The sequence below is a fragment of the Microcoleus harperi Pol14_C6 genome, from assembly GCF_036701295.1.
GTDB lineage: Bacteria > Cyanobacteriota > Cyanobacteriia > Cyanobacteriales > Microcoleaceae > Microcoleus.
In genome coordinates this window covers 37,377-54,917 of sequence record NZ_JAUBQN010000043.1, presented here as the reverse complement: position 1 = coordinate 54,917, position 17,541 = coordinate 37,377, and the positions used below count along the sequence as shown (strand labels likewise).

Genomic DNA, 17,541 nt, shown 5'->3' with positions numbered 1-17,541 from the left:
ATTTTAAAATCCCAAAAGCCTTTCGACCCCAATTATTTGACTGCTACCCCTTGACAGGTCAAGACAGTATCTACAGACATCTAATATATCAGAACTAATCGATCGCACATGATATGAGATCAGTTTGCTGCAACTTTCTCGGCAACCAAGCCGCGACCCTCATCTTCTAAAACATCCTGCTTTCCCTGGATGCTAGCCGCCTGGATAAACCCTTGAAACAATGGGTGGGGGGCGCTAGGTCGAGATTGGAATTCGGGGTGAAATTGACTGGCTATGAAAAAGGGATGGTTCGGCAATTCGATCATTTCTACTAATCGGCCGTCTGGAGATGTGCCGGAGACTGCATAACCCGATTCTAAGAAAAGATTGCGGTAGGCGTTGTTGAATTCGTACCGATGGCGGTGCCGCTCGTAAATCACTTCTTTCTGATAAAGTTTGAAAGCGAGGGTGTCTGGGTTGACGCGGCACGGATACAAACCCAGTCGCATTGTACCGCCCAAATCGACTACATCTTGCTGTTCTGGCAATAAATTAATTACCGGATTTGATGTATCCGGGTTAAATTCAGCGCTGTTGGCATCCTTGAGTTGGGCGGTGTTGCGGGCCCATTCAATCACAGCACACTGCATCCCCAAACACAATCCCAAAAAGGGTATTTTATGGTGTTTGGCATATTCGATCGCCGCTATTTTGCCGTCAACTCCTCGAACCCCAAAACCTCCCGGTACAAGAATGCCGTTGATATCTTTGAGATAATTATCGAGGTTTCCCGATTCTAAATCTTCTGAGTTAATCCAGCGCAAATTCAGGTCGCAGCCGATCGCAATTGCCGCGTGCCGCAAAGCTTCGACCACCGAAAGATAAGCATCGTTTAACCGCACGTATTTGCCAACTAAAGCAATATCAATTTTGTGATTGGGACTGTAAAGCCTGTTGACTAAAGTTTGCCACTGATGCAAATCTGGCTGGCGATGTTCGAGTTGCAGCAAATTGAGCGTTTGTTGGGCCAAACCCTCCTGTTCCATCATCAGGGGTACTTCGTAGATACTTTTAGCATCTTGAGATGTGATGACGCATTCTTCGGGTACGTTGCAGAATTCCGACAATTTCTGTTTCATGCCCAAAGACAGCGGGCGATCGCACCGACAGACTAAAATATCTGGTTGAATGCCGATCGACCGCAATTCCTTCACCGAATGCTGAGTCGGTTTAGTTTTCATCTCTCCAGCCGAAGGAATCCAAGGTATCAGCGTGACGTGCATATACACAACATTTTGCCGGCCGACATCCTTGCGAAATTGGCGAATTGCCTCCAAAAACGGCAAAGATTCAATATCTCCCACCGTTCCGCCGATTTCCGTAATCACGACATCGGGATTAGTATTTTTTGCTACCCGATGAATTCGCTCTTTAATCTCGTTAGTGATGTGCGGAATCACCTGCACCGTGCTGCCCTGATACTCACCGCGGCGTTCTTTGTTGATCACCGCTTGATAAATGGAACCGGTGGTGACGCTATTGAGGCGAGACATGGAAGTATCGGTAAAACGCTCGTAGTGCCCCAAATCCAGGTCAGTTTCCGCACCGTCTTGCGTCACAAAGACTTCTCCGTGCTGAAACGGGCTCAGAGTGCCGGGGTCAACGTTAATATACGGGTCTAGCTTCAAAATCGAGACCGAATAGTCCCGCGACTTCAATAGGCGGCCCAAGGAAGCACCGACAATTCCCTTGCCGATGCTGGAAACCACGCCGCCAGTCACAAACACAAATTTGCTCATAGGATTTTCGACTTTAGATGTTTCAATGTCAGGTCAGACTCAAATGTGACATAGGTAATCCATAAGGGCAACCACGGGGGATTGCCCCTACACCCATTTGACCAAATTATTGACGATTGTTATGTGCTTGCAACCAAGTTGTCAAATCTGACACACTGGCCAACTCTAAGACGGCCTCTCCTAAATTCTCTAATTGCTGAGCGGATAACTGAGCGATGCGAGTTTGAATCTCCGACGATAACGGGCCGACACGGCGCTCCAATAAACGAACAACTAATTGCAACTTTCCTTGTTTGATGCCTTGTTCGATGCCTTGTTCGATGCCTTGTTCGATGCCTTGTTCGATGCCTTGTTCGATGCCTTGTCTTATTCCTTGTTCTATCCCGATTCTGGTAGCTTTGGTAATTGCACCGCGCTGGTCTTGAATAAAAATTTCTCGCCTTTCTAAATCTTCCAATTCATCAGGATCGAGATTTGCTTCATTGGCAATTGTAAAAGCTTTGCGGAGTTCCGGTACATTTCCCAACTCTTCCGGCACAGACCTTAACGTCCGAGCTGTTTTCATGAAATATATCCACTTATCAGTCAGAGTCTCTAATTCTGCTAAAGTCTTGTCAAATTTTGGCAACTCAACAAAGACAAATTCTAATTCATCCGCCAAATACTCGACCAGATTGTTTTTTTCTTTGATACAAAACCGCGAAATTACTGTTTCCAGATGCTCAAACATTTGGAAATCTGTAATCGTCAACGCAATCACGGGATTTAAGAGGTTGTAGTTTTCTCCGCTTTTCAATTGCACTGAGTAAGCTTTTGTAGCATTGTATAAAATCCGCTTCTCAAAGGATTCTACATTCAATACCTGCATTTCAATTATCACTGTTTTGGTGCCACCAATTTTTGCTTTGACATCCAAGTAAGTATCTTTGACTCCTTTGATTTTGGGAGCTAAATAAGGGTCAAGAATTTCTAAATCTTCGATGACTGGCTGCGCTTCGTAGAGCATGGCATTTAAGAAGCTAATCAAAATGTCTTTGCTGTCAGCAGAGCCGAAGATTTTTTTAAAGGCAAAGTCGGTTTTGGGGTTAATAAAATTCATGGCTTTTTCAATTTATTAGAGCTTGAGAGGTTGAGGTTAGAGTTATTTAATTATTTAACTATCATACAATTTTCTAGGTTGAGTTCGCGGACGATCGCCCCAACCGACATCACCCAAATACGGATCGTGCGGCCGACAGCAGTCGCCCTGAGCAATCATGGTTTCGACAAAAATTCCAGCGCCCAGTCCGCCCCTAGGCGAGTCAACCTAAAATCTAAAATCAGCCCTACGCCCTTGGTGATTTTTCTCAGAAAGCTAACTCAGGAACGTTTCGCGAAGCGTAAAGTCATGGTAAAGATAGCACCTCAAGTCTGCTAAAAAAAACAGCTATGAAGTTTGTCTGCGTTCTATCCCCTCAACGGTTGCTTTCTGCTGGTATCGCATTGCTCGCTGCGATCCTCTTCGAGGGCTTCGCTAACGAGTGTGGCGCGTGGCTCGCTCCAAATGCGGCGCGGGCAAAAGCTCCTGGGGAAAATTATTCGTCTGTGTCGCCGAAAATCCTCGCTAGTAACGATGTTAATTGCAATGGGGCGCGATCGCCCGAAACTAGCTGTCGAGTAGGCGGTTTGTTCGTCAAAACTCCCAATACCACTCAAGAACAAGTCTTTCCTCTCAAGCAGACTGAAGTTAAAGCCAAAATTGCTGGCAATATCTCCCGCGTCGAAGTTGTTCAGAAGTTTGAAAATCCTTTTCCCGAATCTATAGAAGCTGTTTATATATTTCCTTTACCCGACGAAGCAGCGGTGGACGATATGGAAATTAAAATAGGCTCACGAATTATTAAAGCTGATATCAAACTGCGTGAGGAAGCTTTGGAAATTTACGAACAAGCCAGAAAGCAAGGCCGGACTGCGGGTTTGTTGGAACAAGAACGCGACAATATTTTTACTCAGTCTCTCGCTAATATCAAACCGGGAGAAAAAATTGAAGTTACGATTCGCTATACCGAAAGTCTCAAGTTTGCTGGCGGCGATTACGAATTTGTGTTTCCAATGGTGGTAGGGCCGCGCTATATTTCGGGAAATACGATCCCCCCCAACTCCCCCTTGCTAAGGGGGGGCTATAGTTCTGGTGCCGATCGCATTAACCCGCCTGTTTTGCCTCCGGGAACACGATCGGGCCACAATATCGCTGTTTCGGTAGAAATAGATGCCGGCTTTGCAATCGGTGATGTGCGCTCTACTTCCCATCAAATTACCACTCACCGCAGCGGCAATATTGTGCAAGTCCAATTAGCCAATTCTGACACAATTCCCAATAAAGATTTAATTCTGCGCTATCGAGTCGCGGGCGAAAATACTCGGGCAACTATTTTGACTCAATCAGACAAGCGGGGCGGTCATTTTGCTACTTATTTGATTCCGGCTTTAAACTACAAAACTAATGAAATTGTACCTAAAGATGTCGTGTTTCTGATGGATACTTCCGGTTCTCAACAGGGCGAACCCCTGGCAAAATCTAAGGAGTTGATGCGCCGCTTCATTCAAGGGCTCAATCCCAACGATACTTTTACTATTATTGATTTTGCCAACACTGCGCAAGCGCTTTCAACAACTTCTTTAGCAAATACTGCAGAAAATCGACAAAAAGCAATTAATTATATCGAAAAGTTGCAGGCAAACGGCGGTACTGAACTGCTTAACGGCATTCAAACCGTTATGAATTTTCCGGCAGCGGCAAGGGGAAGGCTGCGGAGTATTGTACTAATTACTGACGGTTACATTGGTAATGAAAATGAAGTGCTGGCTCTGGTTCAGCAGAGTCTGAAACCTGGAAATCGACTTTATAGTTTTGGTGTCGGCGGTTCGGTGAATCGGTTTTTGATTAACCGTTTGGCGGAAGTGGGAAGAGGCACGTCTCAGGTAATTCGTCAAGATGAACCGTCGGCAGAAGCGGCAGAAAAGTTTTTTCGTGAAATTAATAGTCCGGTATTGACTAATATTCAAATTAGTTGGGAAGGAATGGGGGAAAAACCGCAGATTTATCCGATCGCACCCCCAGACTTGTTTGCTAGTGGGCCGCTGGTTTTGTTTGGCAAAAAGACCGATCGAGCCCCCGGCCAACTTCGCATCCGCGGCACTCTTGCAGGCGGCAAAGCTTACGAGCAAGTTTTACCTGTTAATTTTGCTAAATCCGGCGGGCGGCAGCGAGAGTCAACTTCAGTCGCAGCAGGCGCTACGGATTTTGGCAATCCGGCGGTAGCTCAACTTTGGGGGCGATCGCGCATTAAAGATTTAATGAATCAAATGTTTGCTGGAGAGACTAAATCTCTGGTGGAAGCTGTGACTAATACTGCTCTGACTTATCGCTTGCTGTCGGAATACACGGCTTTTGTGGCTGTGAGCGAAGAAGTGCGAGTCGAACCAGATGGAACTCGTCGCCGCGTGCAAGTGCCTGTGGAATTACCGCAGGGTGTCAGCTATGAGGGTATTTTCGAGTCCGAGGCGGCTGAGCCAACTAGAGGCGGCTCTCCCAGCATTACCTCGAATCGCCACTCGGCACCGGTGAGTCCAACTCCTGCTATGCCGCGGCAGCCCGGTTACGGTGAGTTGCAACCCCAGAAGCCTTTGGCTTCTCGCATCCAAGTAGTTAGCGCCGAAGGGTTGGATGCCGGGGCACTCGCCGCTTTGACTCAATACCTGCAATCGGTTAATCTCCCGGCGGGGGTTAGCGGTGAAATGGTGTGGGAGTTATCGGTACAAGACGGCCGCGTTGCCCGAGTGGCGATCGACACTAAAACCTCAACGCTGCAAGCAACAGACGCCGTAGAGACTCTCAAGAGAGCCATGAGTTCCTGGCAACCTCCTGCAGGGTTCAAGGGCACGCTGCGCCTGAAGTTGCAAATAACGGTCGATCGTTAAGCCAGGACTATACTATGTCACAAAACATTAACTTTTAATTCAAAAATACCGAAAGCGCGATCGCTACCCCGTGGAAGATATAAAATCTTTATTAAGAGATTGCCTTTAAACAGAAAGTGATGTTAATGAAATTTATACCGTTTGAGGCAAACGCTAAAACAGTTTCCTTTCTGAAACAGTTTCCTTTCTGAAACAACCTTAACAGTAAAGATTTCTGGATCGAAACCCCACAATCATAGAAGGTATGATGCCCTATGGAAGTTAGTGAACTGCTCAACAATTACGAAAAAGGACAAAGAGACTTTACTGGAGCCGATCTCAGCGGGAAAAACCTCAGCGGAGCAATCTTAATCGGAGTCAACCTTTCGCGAGCTAATCTTTCCGGGGCGAACCTCAGCAGGGCGTTTCTCACCAAAGCAATACTCAACGATGCACAGATGCAAAGAACAAATCTGACTTTTGCCAAAATGGGCGAAACCCAACTTTCGGGTGCAGATTTGACAAAAGCTAATTTGAGTGGAGCTTTTTTGGTAAAAGCAAAATTGCCCAGAGTAAGGTTAAGCGGCGCAACTTTAACTAGCGCAAACCTGCGGGGCGCTGTGTTGTGGAATGCCAATTTGTGCAGCGCCGACTTGCAATTAGTTAACTTGCTGGGCGCGAATCTGACGGCAGCTAATTTTAACTGGGCCAACCTTTACGGTGCAAGGCTCAATAGTGCAAAACTTTTTGGAGCTCAATTAACCGGAGTCAGTCTGCGGCGAGCGCAGTTGACAGGGGTGAATCTCTGCGGTGTAGATTTAAGCGGCATTAACGTGAGCGAAGCTAAACTCATGGGAGCTAATTTGGAAGGCTCGAATTTGGTGGGGGCGAATTTCAGCGCGGCTCAGTTGCGTGGGGTGAAGTTGGCGGGTGCAAACTTAACCGGCGCTAAGTTGAGGGGAAGTTGTTTGAGAGGGGCAAATCTGAATTGGGCAAAGTTGTGTCAAGCTGATTTGATGGCAGCAGATTTGAGCGAGGCGACGTTAATAGGAGCTAATTTAGATAATGCTTTGTTGGCGGGAGCTATTTTGCCGGAATCTACTAGACGCTATTTTTCTTTAGCTGGGGCTGGCAGAGTCAATTCTTGGGAAGTGACAGAAATTAAAAATGGGTAATGGGAAAGGGGGAATTTGGAAGTGGGGAATTGGTAATTGCGTATCTGAATTGGATTTTTCAGCGGGCATCTCGCCCAACCCCAACCCCCCCCAATAATTTCCTCCAACTTGACTGTAAAATTTAGATGCGACACGATCGATTAAATCCGGTAACTAGAATTATTAAAAGTGGTAGATATCCTCGCCGGAAAGGGCATTGCTCTGGAGCTACAAAGAATTACGCTCAAGGTTTTCTGTTGAAATCAATTCTTTAATCTCAAATCTAAAATCGCTATGACTGTTAATTTTGGGGTGGTGCTGGTAACTGCTGCATCGGAGGCGGAGGCGGAGAATCTCGCTAAAAATTTAGTTAAAAACAAGCTGGCTGCTTGTGTGAGTTTGTCGCCAATTCGCTCTATTTATACTTGGCAAGGCGAGATTCATGCCGGGTCAGAGTGGCAGTTGGTGATTAAAACTGATATGGCTAAATTTGAGGCTTTAAAAACAAAAGTTCAGGAACTCCATTCCTATGAAGTTCCCGAAATTATTGCTATTCCTATTATCGCTGGCAGTGATGCTTATCTCAATTGGCTGGGACAATCTTTAAGTTTGTAGTCAAGACTTTAGTCCTAAAGTGTCAAATGAAGAGGGACGAAAGCCCCTACTACAAATGCTCAGGAACCTAGGAATTATGACTGGTAGGGCCAATGACGCCGATTTTGTGGCGAAAACTTAGTTCGCCGCCGAACCAGCCTGTAATGCCCAGCAAGGTTGCAACGACGATCGATATTGCTAAACCTGTATATACGATCGGCTCAGCCGGATTACCTTGTCGCAACACCAGGTTAATCAGGGTAAGTACCATAACCGCCACATTGCCGCCCATGTGCAACCAGCCAGCACTGCGCTCGCGCACTCTTTTAACTTTGAAAAAATCTAAAAAGCCCGTGATTGCTGCCAAAATGCCCGCAGCAAAACCGACACCCATCAGCCAAACCGAAGCTCTCGCCCAAAACGGATCGCTTGTGAGCCAATAACCGATGTCCGTGCCCGCGGCTCCTACTAAAAAGGCTACCGGAAAGATGACGATGATGGGGTGGATGGGATGGCCTGCAACTGAAAGCGTACTCGTAATGCCGGCGTCGCGATACTCTCTGTCGTCACTTTCTAGAATCGGCGGAATATTCGGATAGGGGGTACTATTTCTTTGATTTGTTTCCATGATTTCTAGCGATTAATTTTGTACAACAAAACCGTTTTTATTGGATTGAACTTAATCCCAAATCCGCTCGCCATTTTCGTCAACGCGGGCCTGCCGAATTACGTCAGAAATTTCGTCGGCATCTTTGACGTGGTGCAAAGCTTTCTTTTCCCCATCGGGTTCTTCTACGATCACATAAGTTGGAACTGTAACAACATCGCCCGTGATGTCTGGCACGTGGTCTACCGCCAGTTGCTGGGCTTTTTCTTCGATGCTTTGCGGTTCGTCGGAAATGCGATCGCCCGGATTAACAGTGCGCTCCATATCTTTGCCTGGTTTGTCGATACTCATAAAAACCTCTCTGGTATTTCTAATTTTTTGCTGGCTGTAATTCCTACTATTGAACGAAAAATCGCCCTGCACAAACATCTCCCGAGGGGTGGAAGTTTCAGTTAGGGCGATCGCAGGCAGCCTCTTCCTGTAGGTAGAGGTTTTTCGGCTGGTTCGGAAAAAAACCTAAGCTAAAATCTAAGCATGATATTTTCCTTCCCTTTGAGTTGCCCATGAAAAGTTACGATTGGATTGTTGTCGGCGGTGGCATTACTGGTGCATCACTGAGTTACGAACTGGCAAAAAAAGGTTTTGCTGTGCTGCTTGTGGAACGCGATGCTGCCATGCAAAATGCTACTCGTTTTAGTTATGGTGGCTTGGCTTATTGGTCGGGGACGAGTGATTTAACTCGCCAATTGTGTCAAGAAGGTATCGAACGCCACCGCAATTTATCTGCGGAATTAGATGCTGATACTGAGTTTCGCGAGTTGGATTTGTTGCTGACAATTGATTCGGGCAGTGATGCCGAAAAAGTGGCGTCTAATTACGCGCATTTTGCGATTGTTCCGCAGCTTTTGAGTGTTGCAGAAGCTGGCGAGTTGGAACCTTTGCTGAATAAAAGTGCGATCGCCGGAGCTCTGACTGTGCGTCACGGTCACATTTCGCCGACAGCCACAAATAAAGCTTATTGTCAAGGGTTTCTACGGTTGGGAGGAACGATAGAATTTGCTGAAGTAATTGGGTTTATAGAAGAGGGAAATCGGATTTCGGGAGTCAAGACGGCGCAGGGAATTTATCGTTGTGAAAATGCTGTGGTTTGTGCTGGAGGTTGGAGTCGGAGTTTGCTGAAAGCCGCTGGTGTTTCTGTGGGAGTTTATTTTACTCGCACGGAGATTTTGGAAACTGCACCTGTGGATTTGAAACTCAGGACTTTGGTGATGCCTGCGGTATTAAAACGTTTTGAATTGGAAGCTGAATCGAGTAGAAGTGAGGTGGATTTTCTTTGGGATGAACCGGGTAAAGAGTTACAGCCGCCGATTTTAGATTCGGGTGCAATTGGGTTTAAGGATGGGAGTTTGCGGATCGGGCAATTGTCGCGCACTTTGAGCGATTTGAATGCTAAAGTCGATCGCGAAACCAGCGAAACGGCAATTCGGGCAGGAATTCGCAAGGTTTTGCCTGATTTGGCAGGTTTACCTGCAACTTGGCACGAGTGTAGTGTGGCATTTAGCGCTGATAATTTGCCTGTAGTGGGGCCGATTGCCGATCGCCCTGGATTGCAGGTTTTTTCGGGTCTCAGCAATCCTTTGGTGATTGTACCTGCTTTGGCTGAGCGATTTGCAAATGCGGCGGGGGGAGAAGAAGATAGGGCGATCGCGCTTTTGTCTCCCCATAGATTTTGCTGACAATGACTAATTTTAACTGTTAACTGTTAGCTGTTATCGTCACCACAAAAAGGCAGCGCGACAATAAATGTAGTACCTTTGTCGATCGCACTTTCCACACTTATTGTACCGCCGTGCAGGTCAACTATGTGTTTGACAATGCAGAGTCCCAAACCCGATCCTTTAATCTTGCCTACATTAGCACCCCGTTCAAACTGCTGAAATAGTTTTCCTTGATATTCCGGTGTCATCCCAATTCCCTCATCTCGAACGCACAAAATTATTTGTTGGTTTTCGCAGCTTAAGTCTAAACAGATCTTGCCACCGTTTGGAGAATATTTAATGGCGTTTGAAAGCAGATTAGTCAGAAGGTGGTGCAGTAGTTTAGCATCGAGATTGGCGTGCAGCGGGTTTGTGTGACTGCGGAAATGTACTAGGTGTTTATCGGTGACGATAGGTTGCAGTTCTTCTAAAATAGAATTGCATAAATCCGTAGCATTAATCTGATTTAAATTTAAGGAAATTTTTCCTGATTCTGCTTTGCTAAGCATTAAAATATCTTCCAGCAAACTACTCATATTACTGACGGCTTTTTTAATGCGATCGACATTTTTATGAGTAGTTCCGGGGTTTTTATGCAATTCGCTATCTTCTAGCATTTCAGCCGATAACTGTATAGTAGTTAAAGGAGTGTTTAAATCGTGGTAAGCCATTGAAATAAAGCGCGCTCTATTTTCGCTTTTTTCTGCTGCTAATGCCATTATTTTTTTCAAACTAACTGCTTCTTGATGTTTGCTCAGTGCTATCTTGATTGTGGCGTGTAGTTCTCTTTGCTTAAAAGGTTTGAGGAGGTAGCCGTAAGAGCCAGTATTTTCGGCTCGCTCCAAAGTTGCGTCGTCGGCATAGGCAGTTGTATAGATAATTGGAATCTCTAATTCTTGATTAATTATTACTGCTGTTTCTATGCCGTCAATGTCGCCTTTGATGACTATATCCATTAAGATCAAATCAGGTTCCAATTCGCCGGCGCGATGAATGGCATCGGCTCCTGAAGAGACAATGCCTGCGATTTGATATCCCAAGTTTTCTAGTTTTTGGGCTAAACTTTTAGCAATTAAGAGTTCGTCTTCGACAATCAGAATATTAATTGCTTTTTCTGCCACATCCATAATTTTAAAACCTTTGGGAGTAGTTTAACTCATGAAATTTTAGGTGAAATGCTGTGCCAGTTTGTGTTAAAAGTTCGATGCTTCCTTCTAACTGCTCAGTTAAAGTACAGACAACTTGAAAGCCCATTGAGTTAGTTTTCCGAAAATCTAAGTTTCGAGGAAAGCCGATGCCGTTGTCCGTAACTAAGAGGTTGATTTCTCCATCCTCCGTTTGATAACATTCTACACTAACTGTACCACTCATGGCATCAGGAAAAGCGTGTTTGAGGGTATTTGAAACCAATTCATTGGCAATTAAACCGCAGGGAGTAGCGGTTTCAAGATTTAGGGAAATTGCCTTAGCTAATACCTGCAACTTAATTTGGTTGTTGCTAATATTATAAGAGTGAAACAAGTTACTTACCAAATCTTCAAGATATTCGCCCAAATTAATTTGCGCTAGGTTAGTCGATCGGTACAGTTTTTCATGAATCAAAGCCATAGAATAAAGGCGATTCTGACTTTCTTCAAACATTTTGCTTACTTGCGGGTCGGCAACTGTGTTCGATTGCAATTCTAACAGACTGGCAACTACGCAGAGGTTGTTTTTGACGCGGTGGTGAATTTCTTTAAGCAAAATTTCTTTTTCTCTGAGGGAGTTTTTCAAATTTGCTTCCGCTTGTTTGCGATCGCTCAGTTCAGCTTGCAGTTGCTGGTAAAGTAGAGATTGCTGAATAGCGATCGCTAATTGATTCACCAACTGATGAAATAAATTGATTTCCCATTCTAGCCACTCACGAGGACCATCGCATTGGTGGGCAATCAGCAATCCCCAAAGTTGGCTGTGCTGAATAATCGGCACTACTAACTTTGCCCTAACTTCAATCTGTTTCATAAACTCCGCCACACAAGCTGTAAGGAAGGGAGAATCTAGTTCGGAGATCGCAGAAATTCGCCCTTGCAAATAAAGCTGATAACTTTCAGGCGGAAAAACCTCTTCGCCAAAATATCTATCCACGAGTTGGCTGCATCCTTCTGCCACGGCTTCAGCAATGACTCGGCCGCCGCTTTTGGGTAAAAGTTGATAAACCAAAACTCGATCAGCTAATAATACTTGCTGGAGTTCGGCAACCGTAGTGTTGAGAATTTCCTCTAATTGCAAAGACTGGCGGACGCGACGGGCGATCGCCTCGACGAGCCGTTCTCGATCGAACTGCTGCTGCAGCGCTATTTCGGCGTATTTAGAATTGGTGATATCGGCGGCGTAACCAATAATTTCGATCGGAATGCCCCTGCTGTCAACCAATAGTTTCAGTTCCGTCCGCAGCCAGCGGTAAAGTCCATCTAGGTGCAGAAATCGGTACTCGCAAATGCAATTTGTACCCTCGGACAAATCTGAAAAGTTTGCTAGAAATTGGAGCCTATCTTCAGGGTGAATCCGACTCGACCAAAATTTAGAATCTGCTAACAGTTCTTTGGGTTCGTAGCCCACGATTGCCTTAACGTTATCGCTAATGTAAGTAGTACAAAAATCTCCCGTGGGTGCGGCAGTAAAAATTACTGCCGGATTAGAAGCCAGTAACAATTGCAGGCGTTCTTTTAACTGCTGAAATTCCATTTCGGCCCGCTTACGATAACTGATATCTTCGATCGCCCCCATGCTGTAGAGAGGAATTCCCTCGCGGTCGCGGATCAGCGTCACCGTCAAGTTTGCCCAAATCAGCTCGCCATTCTTCTTAATCAAGCGTTTTTCGATCCCGAAGCGAGAAATATTGCCTTCGACCAACTGCTTGACTTGCTCCACATCTGCTTGTAAATCTTCTGGATGCGTCAGTTGAGTAAAAGTCATCGCCGCCAACTCCGAATCGCTGTAGCCCAACATCTGGCGGTGAGCTTCATTCACTTTGATCGTGCGGTAGTCGCGCACGCTTGCCAAACCAATCGCGATCGGAGCATCGTCAAATAAGTTGCGAAACTTTTCCTCGCTCTTTTGCAGTGCAGCTTCTGCCTGTTTGCGAGCGGTAATGTCTCGGGCGACCCACATCACCCGATCGAGATCCAGCGGCGAAATACTGGCATCAAACCAGAATAACTTGCAGCCAACTTCCATGCTGTATTCAACTCTGTGAGTTTGCCTAGATGCTAAGGTTTGGCGAATGTGACCCAGGGCAAAATTAGCTTCCGCTTCTGGGAAGATTTCGGCGAGGGTTTTGCCCAGCACTTCAGGAGCAGGTTTGTACAGCAGTTGGGGAGCCGTGGGGGCTATTTTGAGGTAGCGGCCGCTTGCGTCGAAAACCAGGACAATATCCGTCATCGCGTTAAACAGCGCCAGCAGTTCGGCTTCGGAGTTTTGAAGTTTTTCTTCGGTCAATTTGCGATCCGTAATGTCGGTGTCAGTGCCAGTCAGGCGGAAGGCCTTGCCAGAAGCCGATCGGATCGCGCTGCCTCGGGCAAGTATCCAGCAGGTGCTGCCGTCTTTACGCACCATCCGGTGTTCTACTTCATAAATTTCTGTCAAACCCTCTAGATAAGCATTTACTGCTTGGGCGACTGTAACTCGATCGTCGGGATGAACGTGAGATGCCCAATTTTCCATGCGGTTAGGAATCTCTGCGTCCTGATACCCCAACAAAGCTTTCAAAGACGGAGCAATGTAGATTTCGTCGGTTTCCAAATTCCAGTCCCAAACCCCCACTTTGCCGGCCGATACTGCCATTTCGTACCATTGTGTCCGCTGCTGCACTCGCAGTTCTAACTCTGCATTGAGCTGCTGCAAAGCGATTTCTGCTTGTTTGCGATCCGTGACATCCCGGCCTGCTGCTTGATACTCGACGATTTGTCCCCTCTCGTCGAATATCGCCCGATCGATCCACTGGTGCCAGCGAATTTCCCCGCTCGGCAAAATTACTTGGTGCTCGCAGGTAAAAATAGGGTTGTCGGGAGACACAGAAGTATATTGCTGTTGAAAAATTTCTCGGTCTGCTTCTGGCAGCAGGGACATGAAGCATTTGCCGAGTAAGTCGAACGCCTGCAGGCCGAAATAACGGCAGTAAGCTTGATTGACAAAAGTTATTTTACCGTCTGGCAGGTAGCGGCAAATCAGTTCGGTTTGGTCTTCCACAATCGCCAGGTAGCGCGCCTCGCTTTGCCGCATGGCATTTTCGGCATTTTGGCGATCGCTGACTTTTTCGAGTTCACAATTGCCCTCTAACACTTCGCATTGTTCCTGGAGTTTTGCCACTTCTTGATGCAGTGCCTCGATCCAGCTATACATTGCTGGGCGAATCCTTTTTTCGCTGACTATACCTACTGGCTGACCCCGTTCATCTACAATTGGCAAGCAATCGATCGAGTATTGACAAAATAGCTTGAATGCGGTAGTAAGATCTGTAAATTCTGATTCTTGTAAGACAATTAAATTCCGCGTCATTGCGTCGGCAACTTTCATGCCTTGCCATCCGTATTCTGCCGCGGCTAAGTTCAGCACATCTTCCGGGCTTAGCAGTCCGACTAGCTGGTTTTCATCGACAACTAAGACGCAACTAATCGATGCTTGTACAGTTTCGTTTGAGTCGTGAAATGCACGTGAATTAGGCATTGGACAAGGGTTGCTCGTCCGACGCATCAGGGCGATCGCCTCTGCGAGCGAAGTTGAGGACCCAACCGTGGCCGGGTGGCGATCGACAGCTTCGTCGGGCGATCGTAAATTGGCCGACAAATTAGCAAGTTCCATTAGTCTTGGTGAAAAAGAATTGTTAATCAACTTTAGCAACACTTTTAGTCATCAGCCAGATGACTGATGGCTGATGAGCTGGCTGGTTTTCGACCAAGAAGAATATAAGTTTTCATTCCTCCTTTGCCTTTAACTTCAATCATTCCTCGTTCCTGAAACAAATATTTATTTTCCAACAGTTTATAAGTAGTTTCGCTCACTTGAATCCGCCAAGGCAAACCCTGAGATTCCATGCGGGAAGCAAGATTTACCGTGTCGCCCCATAAATCATAAATAAACTTCTTTATACCAATTACTCCCGCAACAACCGGGCCGCTGTGAATGCCGATGCGGATGCTAAAATATTTATTATTTTTGGCATTAAATCTGGCTATTTCTGCTTGCATATCTAGGGCGATTTTGGCGATCGCATCTGCGTGGTCTACCCTGGGTTCAGGCAGTCCTCCTACTGCCATGTATGCGTCGCCGATGGTCTTAATTTTCTCTAAACCGTGCCGTTCGCACAAAAGGTCGAATTCTGAGAAAATCTTATTTAGGATATCCACAAGTTCGATCGGATTCATGACGGCAGACAAAGCAGTAAACCCCACAATGTCAGCGAACAAAACAGTCACTTCCGGAAAGTATTCGGCAATAGTAGTTTCGTTTTGCTTGAGGCGTTCTGCTATTGCCTTGGGCAAGATATTTAACAGCAGTTTTTCGGATTTTTCTTGTTCTTCCCACAAGGCATCTTCTGCTTGCTTGCGTTCCGTAATGTCGTGGTAACTCCAGACTCTCCCGATAATTGTATCTCCCAGTCGCTGCGGTTGCGAATAGCGTTCAAAAAATCTGCCATCTTGAAATTCCAACAAGTCGTAACTTTCTGCTTCTGGCTGCTCGTAAAGTGATTGTATTCTCTCTTGAAATGCTTGGGGGTCTTTGAGTTGGTTGAGGACAAAGGCGATCGTTATGGCGTCGTCTCGCAGTGCCATCACTTCATTAGGTATGCCCCACATTTCCACAAATTGTCGATTGAAAGTGACAATTTTGCCGTTCCTGTCAATCGCTAAAATACCGTCTGCCGTAGAATCAAAAGTTGCTAGCAGCAGGGACACAGATTTTGCTAGGGCCTCCTCTGCCATTTTTCTAGCAGTAATATCTCGCAAAATAGCGCGAATAGCTACTAGCGAACCTGCCGCAAATTTACAGCTTATACTGCCTTCAAGCAAAATTTTTTCATAATATTTAGTAATAAATGTTAGTTCAATAGACTCGGGATACAATGTATTTTCATTTACCGTTTTTTGGGTAATAGCTTGATACAATATATCCAGAGACTCTGGGGAACTGTTCGGATGAATGATATCAAAAACAGTGATTTTAGCAATTTCTGCTTCGGTGTAGCCCAAAGTTTCCCGCCAAGCCCGATTTACATACAAAAAATGACCGTCAGCTCCAATACTTTGAATTAAGTCAGTAGCATTTTCAAATAAGTCTCGCAGTTGTTCTTCGCTTTCCCGCAAAGCTATTTCCGCTTGTTTTCGCTTGAGAAATTGACCGATTTGACTGCCGATGGTTGCCATTATCTGGAGTAATTCTTCATCAAAATACTGCACTTCGCGGCTGAATAAAATCATCACCCCCAATACAGACTTTGCAGAATTTTCAGGATCGTAGTCGCCCAAAATTGGAAAACCAAAAGCTCCGTGCAGTCCTTCTTCAGCAGCGATTTCGCGGCGTATACAACTATCGCTTTTTGTGACATCGGCAATCCACTGAGAGGAACCGCGTGCCCAAACGAAACCGGGTAATCCTTCGCCAAACGCACAAGTCATTTGTTCGGTAAATTCGACAAATTTGGGGATAGAAACTGAGCGTTTTGTCCACCTGGCGACGCACCGAAGCAAATTGGAGTCGGACACCCCAGTTATTCTCTTAGTTTCTGACAGAAGTTTTTCCCCAGATTCTGGCATCCAAAGTTCGACGGTATCCCATCCCAAGCTGTCGCAAATTACGGGGAGAATTGCTGCTATAGCTTTTTTTATTGTTTCGGATGCCGACAGAATGCGAGTGGTGACGTACTGAGTTATTTGTCGCTTGCGGGCTCGCTGTCTATCTGTGACATCGCGGCCGATGTAAACGAAATCTTGAAGGGCGGGCCCAGAACCAGAAATACCTTTAATGTCAGCCGAAATCGCCGTACAGGAAAACGAAACTGTTAGCTTTTCTCCGGTTTTTGCGGTGCAAATTACTTCGGGGTTAGTTTGCAATTGTTGAGCCTCCTCTTGGCTGACTGCTTGCAAAGAGGAGCCAAAAGCAGCAAGAGCGTCTATTTGCTGGCCTACTAATTCTGATTCGCTGTAACCGAACAAATCTTGAGCGGCTTGATTGACTTTTTTAATCTTTCCTGATGCTGTTGTTACCAACAAAATTTCCGCCATTGAAGTAATAATTTTTTCAACATAATTATTAGTAGCCGCTAAGGTACTCAATAAAATATCCATTTCATTGGTAGCTTGCACTAGAGTTTGTTCTAAAGCCATCCTATCGGTTACGTCCTCAAAAAATATAATTAATCTCTGATAATTCTCGTCATTGGTGAACTCGACCATATACATATCAAAATAAAGTCGCGAACCGTCTCCTAATAGCCGCGTGATTGCTTTTAATTCAAAATTTGGCAACCGTTTTTCAAAAATATCGATGAAAATTTCTTCAGTTCCCACTAATTCTGGAAAGGGAATGCGAACATCGTTGCCGGCGACTACTTCTTCGGGAGAGTCGGCAAATCGCTGAACTTTCAGAGAAATTTCTTGGATTAAAAAGTTTTTATCAAGTGCTAGGTACTCCAAGTGGTGGGGAACTAATAGTTTTTTTAACAAGGTTTTCATGTG

General features: G+C 45.7%; 11 protein-coding genes. 4 read left to right on the top strand and 7 right to left on the bottom strand.

Annotation, left to right across the window (positions count from 1 at the left end; all coding sequences use genetic code 11):
• Positions 1-119: 119 nt before the first annotated feature.
• Together pyrG and QUA27_RS22985 are read right to left on the bottom strand one after the other, a co-directional pair.
• A complete protein-coding gene (pyrG, locus tag QUA27_RS22990; RefSeq protein ID WP_333070824.1) occupies positions 120-1,778 on the bottom strand; it encodes a CTP synthase in 1,659 nt (552 codons plus the stop codon).
• Between the two features lie 106 nt (positions 1,779-1,884).
• Positions 1,885-2,877 carry an Rpn family recombination-promoting nuclease/putative transposase gene (locus QUA27_RS22985; protein WP_333070822.1) on the bottom strand — a complete coding sequence of 331 codons (993 nt, stop codon included), beginning with the start codon at positions 2,875-2,877 and terminating at the stop codon, positions 1,885-1,887.
• Positions 2,878-3,206: 329 nt separating this feature from the next.
• Between QUA27_RS22985 and QUA27_RS22980 the strand changes: the two genes are divergently transcribed.
• The 3 genes from QUA27_RS22980 (at position 3,207) to cutA (ending at position 7,486) form a co-directional block, all read left to right on the top strand.
• On the top strand, positions 3,207-5,738 hold the full coding sequence (locus tag QUA27_RS22980) for a VIT domain-containing protein (RefSeq protein ID WP_333070819.1): 2,532 nt from the start codon (positions 3,207-3,209) through the stop codon (positions 5,736-5,738).
• Positions 5,739-5,992: 254 nt separating this feature from the next.
• Complete coding sequence (locus tag QUA27_RS22975) at positions 5,993-6,892, top strand: pentapeptide repeat-containing protein (RefSeq protein WP_333070818.1); 900 nt, start codon at positions 5,993-5,995, stop codon at positions 6,890-6,892.
• 273 nt (positions 6,893-7,165) lie between these two features.
• A complete protein-coding gene (gene cutA / locus QUA27_RS22970) occupies positions 7,166-7,486 on the top strand; it encodes a divalent-cation tolerance protein CutA (RefSeq protein WP_333070815.1) in 321 nt (106 codons plus the stop codon).
• Positions 7,487-7,553: 67 nt separating this feature from the next.
• On the opposite strand, the gene QUA27_RS22965 is transcribed toward cutA, so the two are convergent.
• Both QUA27_RS22965 and QUA27_RS22960 read right to left on the bottom strand, forming a co-directional pair.
• The gene (locus QUA27_RS22965) at positions 7,554-8,093 is read right to left on the bottom strand and encodes a DUF2231 domain-containing protein (RefSeq protein ID WP_333070813.1); all 540 of its coding nucleotides are present in this window, start codon (positions 8,091-8,093) and stop codon (positions 7,554-7,556) included.
• A gap of 51 nt (positions 8,094-8,144) precedes the next feature.
• The gene (locus QUA27_RS22960; protein ID WP_333070811.1) at positions 8,145-8,423 is read right to left on the bottom strand and encodes a hypothetical protein; all 279 of its coding nucleotides are present in this window, start codon (positions 8,421-8,423) and stop codon (positions 8,145-8,147) included.
• A gap of 212 nt (positions 8,424-8,635) precedes the next feature.
• Between QUA27_RS22960 and QUA27_RS22955 the strand changes: the two genes are divergently transcribed.
• A complete protein-coding gene (locus QUA27_RS22955) occupies positions 8,636-9,808 on the top strand; it encodes an NAD(P)/FAD-dependent oxidoreductase (RefSeq protein WP_333070809.1) in 1,173 nt (390 codons plus the stop codon).
• A 26-nt stretch (positions 9,809-9,834) separates the two neighbouring features.
• Here QUA27_RS22955 and QUA27_RS22950 read toward each other — a convergent pair whose 3' ends face one another.
• The 3 genes from QUA27_RS22950 to QUA27_RS22940 are packed head-to-tail and all read right to left on the bottom strand — an operon-like array spanning position 9,835 to position 17,538.
• Positions 9,835-10,956 (bottom strand): hybrid sensor histidine kinase/response regulator, encoded by a 1,122-nt coding sequence (locus tag QUA27_RS22950; protein ID WP_333070808.1) that lies wholly within the window; start codon positions 10,954-10,956, stop codon positions 9,835-9,837.
• A 4-nt stretch (positions 10,957-10,960) separates the two neighbouring features.
• On the bottom strand, positions 10,961-14,668 hold the full coding sequence (locus tag QUA27_RS22945; protein ID WP_333070806.1) for a PAS domain S-box protein: 3,708 nt from the start codon (positions 14,666-14,668) through the stop codon (positions 10,961-10,963).
• A gap of 44 nt (positions 14,669-14,712) precedes the next feature.
• Complete coding sequence (locus QUA27_RS22940; RefSeq protein WP_333070803.1) at positions 14,713-17,538, bottom strand: adenylate/guanylate cyclase domain-containing protein; 2,826 nt, start codon at positions 17,536-17,538, stop codon at positions 14,713-14,715.
• Positions 17,539-17,541 lie beyond the last annotated feature (3 nt).